We start from the raw sequence: 5,573 nt of genomic DNA, 5'->3' as shown, positions 1-5,573 counted from the left end.
AAAGATGACAGCTCCACTTTAACTTTAGTGGAATGTCATCTTTTTAATTTTTAAAAATTGGTCTATTACCAAATATGGCTTAGTAGAGTGAAAACTCTACTTTTTTGTGCAAAAAAGAGCCAAAAGGCTCTAATATTATTATTTCTTTTTAATATCTTTTCAAAGATATGGAAACTCTTTAGGAGTAGAACGATTTTTTGTGATTGTTAAGATGAAGTTGTCTCGCTCTACATCAGGTTGAATAAATTCTTTTAGGGCTATGTCGTAGTCTAATTTAGCTAAAATATCTTTTGCATTTTCAAGTTCTTCATGAACCTTAATACCTTTTAATAAAGCCATTTTACCTTTAACTTTTACTAGGTGAAATGAAGACATTAGTAATGCTCTAACATCAGCTACAGCACGTGCGGTAACGACATCGAATAAGTTTTTTTCCTTTTGCTCTTCACTACGCATTTTTAATACTGTGACATAGTCATGTAAGTCTAATTCATCAATAACTTGATTTAAGAAATTTACACGCTTCCCAATTGGCTCATAAATAGTAATATGATTATTAGGCTTAGTTAAAACATATGGAATTGATGGGAAACCTGCTCCAGCTCCTATATCTAATATTTCACCATTTTCTAAACCGTTAGTTATTTCCTGCATGAAGTAAAGAGATTCTAATATTCCTTCTTCTCAGAGTCTTTCACCAGTAAATCCTGTTAAATTCATTACTTTGTTTTTTTCTTCAATTAAATCTACATATTTTTGAAATAAAGCGAAATCTCAATTATTTGCTTTACATAATTCTTGGACTTTTTGTTTTTTATTTATCTTGTCCATATTGATTAATTTCTTCTTTCATTTGTTGATATACACTGGTTATTGAACTGCCTTCTAATGTAGCATTGATAACTCTACCAAGGAAATCACCAAGTGATACTATTTGTAACTTTGTGTATTTTTCTAGTAAGTCGTGATTATCAATACTATCTGTTACAATAACTTTTTCGATGTTTGGATTATTTTCGAATACATCAAATCCTTTAGTGAAAATTCCATGTGTAGCCATAACGATAATACGTTTTGCACCATGTTCTTTTAAAGTATCAGCAGCTTTTATGATAGTTCCACCTGTATCGATAATATCGTCAACAATAACAGCATTTTGTCCTTCGATATTTCCGATAATCCCCATTACTTCAGTTTGGTTAACACCGGTACGTCTTTTATCTATGATACAGATCTTAACTGTGTTAGCTATAAGCTCTGCTAATTTTCTAGCTCTAACCGTTCCACCATGATCTGGAGAAACTACTGTAAACGATGTATTAAGTTTCTTAAGAGCCATAGCAAGAGGGTATTGTCCTCTTAAGTCGTCAACTGGAATGTCAAAGAAACCTTGAATAGATGGGTTATGCAAATCTACACAAGTTAATTTTGTAACTCCTGCAGTTTGAAGTAAGTCAGCAACTAATTTAGCACCAATTGGTTGTCTACCACTAACTTTTCTATCTTGACGTGCATATCCATAGTAGCTAAGGCACACATTTATAGTTCTAGCGCTTGCACGTTTAAGTGAATCGATAAATAATAAAAGTTCCATTATATTATCGTTAACAGGACGTGATGTACTTGCAATAATAAAGACATCTTTATCTCTAACTGTATCGGCAGCTCCGATCATTACTTCGCCATCAGCATACACTGTTCGATTTATTTCTGAAAGGGGTATCCCTATTAAGTTTGAAATTGTTTGTGCTAGTTTTTGAGCATTTTTCATCCCAAAAATAACAGTATCTTTTTTATTCATTTAAAACCTCTTTAATTAATTCATTTGAATTTTACAGTTTTTTATTTGATTTATTGTAAATAAATCAAAAAAGCCATCAAATGAATTGACGACTTCTTAAATTATTATTTTCTAACTGCACTTGGGAGAAATATTATATAAGATATTACTTCTAGACCAATAATAGTAAAGAAGATGAAATTAAATGGGAAAAATATTTCTTTTACATTATGTAGGTTAAATGGAACATTTGAATTCATAGGTGGTAAACAATATGTAACGATTGCCAATACCATAAAAAGAAGCATTTGCGTCGGTTGTAATATTAAAATCATTTTAGCACATTTTCCTGGATTAAATGAGCCAATCATTGTTTGTCCTATTTTAGCCATAATAACCATGCTGAATATAAAGACGATAAGATAAGACAACATATTTATTGATATTATGATTGTGCTGTCTTTATCATGTTTTAAATCATCAGCTAGTTGGTAACATCTTAATCCGTATAAAACTAGTGCAACAATAGAAACTGAAAAAATGAAGATATTAAAGAATAATACAGTAAGCATTATTTTCTTTCATTTTTCGACATAAGTATTGTTCATATATTAATTCCTCTATTAAAGACTACCGACAACTCCACCAATAATACAGATTATAAGAACAATAAATACTATTCATCAAACAAAGTTATAACTTTTCTTAGCAACTTCTTTTGCATTTTCTCTCTTTTGGATTACTGCAGATTGTTTACCTAATGATTCTGCAGTTCTAGAACCAAAATTCATAAGAGAGGTTGTTGGACAAATAATAAATCCGTTATTTGATGAAATTAAATTAATTAATTCTCTATCATTTGGTTCCCTATTATTTTTTTCCATAAATTGATCTCTGAGGATATCTAGGAATGTGTAGTAGTCATAAACCATTCCTGCTTCAGATGCTCTTTGTAATAAATAACGTGGAATAAATAAGTAGTATTCTTGAATTCCATCTCTCAAGAAAAAGTTTGCATTAATACTCATTTTATCAAGTCATTTTGATAAAACTGGATCTTCATTTAAATCGTTTGGCTCTTGTATATAGTCTTCTCCATCAATAAATGTTGCTACTACATATTCACTATCATAATCTTGACAAAATTGTCTAAATCCTATTGGTGTTAAATCTCTATCTGTTAATGTTCTACCACGTTTATTTAGCATGAATTGGATATTAAAGTTTGTTGTGTCTAAAAATCCAAATTCGTTGTGTGGGTCAACAATAACTAATAATCTTGTGTTGTTCATATTTATTACTTCTTAGCAGCGCATATGATTAAGTAGATAAGTCCAATAGGTGGGAATAAGATAAATAATAATATGAATAGACCTCAGCTGATTCATTTTCCATCACCGACTTGAACTGATGCTGCTGTTTGTGTATTTTGAACTGGCGTTGGAATATAGTTGTTTGTGCTGGTGAAATCTATAGTAGGTCTGTGTCTATTTGCTGATGATGAGCCTAATGAAGCTGGGGATTGGTAAAATTTATTTGGTTGTGAGCAGTAATTACATTTACGTTGTGTTTTGCTAACTTGTGCTCCACATGCTGAACATTCTAATTCAACATTTTTTGTGTTTTCTTCCATATTCTAATCTCTCTTTCTCATGTTTGAAAATCCATCTTCGTCTGCTGTTGTTTTTCTAACAGGGATTTCGTCTGGTTCTGCAAGAACGTCTCTTTGAAGCATTTTAGCATTTACTTTTGCATATAGTCCGATAGGCACAAAGATTAATGTAAATGCTACTAATAAGTAGATAATGTATCATAATACTTGAAGTTGTGTTCCACCAAATGCAAATCATCATAAACGACCAATTAAAGGAATTAATTGAGCTCCTAAAACAGAAATTATAACAATGATCATAATTCCTGAATGAGCAAATGGTTTTTCTTTCATTACATAATATACAACAAAGCCAATGAAATATAGGTCACATAATACTTTAGATACTATGTAAAAAGCTAATCATGTATTATCTCCTCCAAATGGTCATCTGCCGATAGCAATTGGTACTAAATTAAGAATAAGAAATATAATTATTGATACAACTATTACACCTCATTTTGATTTAACTGTACTAAACATTTTCTACTCCTTTACCACATTCAGGACAGAATTTAGCTTTTGGAGATAATTCGGTATTGCATCCTGAACATCTTTTTGATGTAGGTGCTCCACATTCGCTGCAGAATTTAGCAGTCATTTTGTTTCCAAAACCACAAGCATAACAAGCTTTTGTTGCTTCAGCTACTGGCGCAGGAGCTGGAGCAGGTGTTGGTTGTGGCGCTGGAGTAGGTGCTTGTTGAACTGGTGGTAAGATGCTTGATTGCATTGCACCCATTCCTAATCCCATTCCCATAAATGCTCCGGCTGTACCTTGGTTACTTGCTGTTTTTTCTAAAACATCGTAACCTTTAATCAATCTATAGTCATTTCCGAATGTATCAATTTCAGCTTTCTTTTCAAGGAATGAGTTAATCTTTTGTCTATCTTCTTCAGGAATATTAATACTATCGAAAGCTAATGCAACAATCTTGAATCCGAATTTATTAACTTCTTCCTTCATTTTTTCGCTAAATTCATGAGCAATATTATTTAAGTGTAAGTTAACTTTATCGTATGAAATTTGATTATTTATTAAGTAGTCTAAAATAATTGATTTTAAGTTTTGGTTAATTCATCCTCTAAATTGTTCTTCAACAAAGTCAAAACTTAATACACCTTCAGGTGTGAATGAACCAACTAATCTTTCATATAAGTATTGGTAATCTTCAACTTGCAATCCTAATTGACCTCTAGCGCGTAGTCTTAAAAGAATTCCATATACTGGGTCTTTGATTTCAAGTGGTGTAGTAGTACCAAATAAAATATTTAATTTAAGAGTTGTATTAATGAAATAAATATCAATTGGGTAAGCATTTTTACCACCATGAACTTTAAAAGTAATGTCTTTTAAGAATGGATAGTACTCAGAATTAATCTTAGTAGTTCCTTCTTTAACAATTTTTTCAACTTTACCATTGTGAACAATGATTGCAACTTGACCTGGTTGAACGATTAATGAAGAGTTGTTATTAATATTATTTTCTTCGTAACGATACATCAACCAATTTAAATTATATTCATCACCATCATATGAAATAACATCATAAACTGGTGTTTTGCTATTATAAGGTTTTGATGCTGAACCTCACATATTTTTACTCCTTTTTTGTAAAAAAATTCTAGGAATCTCTTAAATTCCACTTAAATTATATATATATATATATATAATCAGAATGAAAACATGAAAAAAATGTGGAACATTCCACATTTGCTTAATTGCAATCTCCAGTGCAACACTTTTATTAAGGTATAATAAAAGTGGAGCACTGTTTTTTTGCGCTCCACCGAAAACCCCTCAGAAAGGATTTCATATAAATTATACAAGAATAACCTTGAAAATAAGGTATCTTATAGAAGCTTTATTAAATGTGAAATGAACAGTTAAATTACCACTTTCAGATTGAACAGTTAAATTACCACTTTTGATTATAAAAACCTTTATTAAAATTGAATGTAGATTATGTTAAAAACAGATCGAATCGAAATTAAAATTAAAGCAAATATAAAGGATCAAATTCCTTTAAGACAACTTAAAATGATTGAAATTATTAATAAATTTAGTGGAAAATTATCTTTAAAAGATAGGAACCGTGAAAATTAAGTATGTAGCATTTAGCTACTTCAGAATTATTATACATC

Annotated in this window: 8 protein-coding genes; 1 reads left to right on the top strand and 7 read right to left on the bottom strand. The window is 30.5% G+C overall.

Translation table 4 applies throughout. From position 1 onward, the window contains the following. Positions 1-138: 138 nt before the first annotated feature. The 7 genes from rsmG to ACX1M8_RS03320 form a co-directional block, all read right to left on the bottom strand. Positions 139-831, bottom strand: a complete 693-nt coding sequence (rsmG, locus tag ACX1M8_RS03350) for a 16S rRNA (guanine(527)-N(7))-methyltransferase RsmG (RefSeq protein ID WP_458810887.1) — start codon at positions 829-831, stop codon at positions 139-141. Then, entirely contained in the window at positions 815-1,801 is a 987-nt protein-coding gene (locus ACX1M8_RS03345) for a ribose-phosphate pyrophosphokinase (RefSeq protein WP_458797848.1), read from the bottom strand. Before ACX1M8_RS03345 ends, rsmG begins: the two co-directional genes overlap by 17 nt. A 104-nt stretch (positions 1,802-1,905) precedes the next feature. Further along, positions 1,906-2,388 (bottom strand): hypothetical protein, encoded by a 483-nt coding sequence (locus ACX1M8_RS03340; RefSeq protein WP_458836795.1) that lies wholly within the window; start codon positions 2,386-2,388, stop codon positions 1,906-1,908. A gap of 15 nt (positions 2,389-2,403) precedes the next feature. Beyond that, positions 2,404-3,072 (bottom strand): hypothetical protein, encoded by a 669-nt coding sequence (locus tag ACX1M8_RS03335; protein ID WP_458616622.1) that lies wholly within the window; start codon positions 3,070-3,072, stop codon positions 2,404-2,406. A 5-nt stretch (positions 3,073-3,077) separates the two neighbouring features. Continuing rightward, complete coding sequence (locus ACX1M8_RS03330; protein WP_458616624.1) at positions 3,078-3,413, bottom strand: hypothetical protein; 336 nt, start codon at positions 3,411-3,413, stop codon at positions 3,078-3,080. Positions 3,414-3,416: 3 nt separating this feature from the next. Further along, positions 3,417-3,914 carry a hypothetical protein gene (locus ACX1M8_RS03325; RefSeq protein ID WP_458616625.1) on the bottom strand — a complete coding sequence of 166 codons (498 nt, stop codon included), beginning with the start codon at positions 3,912-3,914 and terminating at the stop codon, positions 3,417-3,419. Then, positions 3,907-5,025, bottom strand: a complete 1,119-nt coding sequence (locus ACX1M8_RS03320; protein WP_458616627.1) for an SPFH domain-containing protein — start codon at positions 5,023-5,025, stop codon at positions 3,907-3,909. The genes ACX1M8_RS03325 and ACX1M8_RS03320 overlap by 8 nt, the downstream gene beginning before the upstream one ends. Before the next feature lie 369 nt (positions 5,026-5,394). On the opposite strand from ACX1M8_RS03320, the gene ACX1M8_RS03315 reads away from it, so the two are divergent. Further along, positions 5,395-5,535, top strand: a complete 141-nt coding sequence (locus tag ACX1M8_RS03315) for a hypothetical protein (RefSeq protein ID WP_458836794.1) — start codon at positions 5,395-5,397, stop codon at positions 5,533-5,535. Positions 5,536-5,573: the final 38 nt, after the last annotated feature.

This window comes from Mycoplasma tracheobuteonis (genome assembly GCF_054456995.1).
This window is presented reverse-complemented; position numbering and strand designations above follow the sequence as displayed.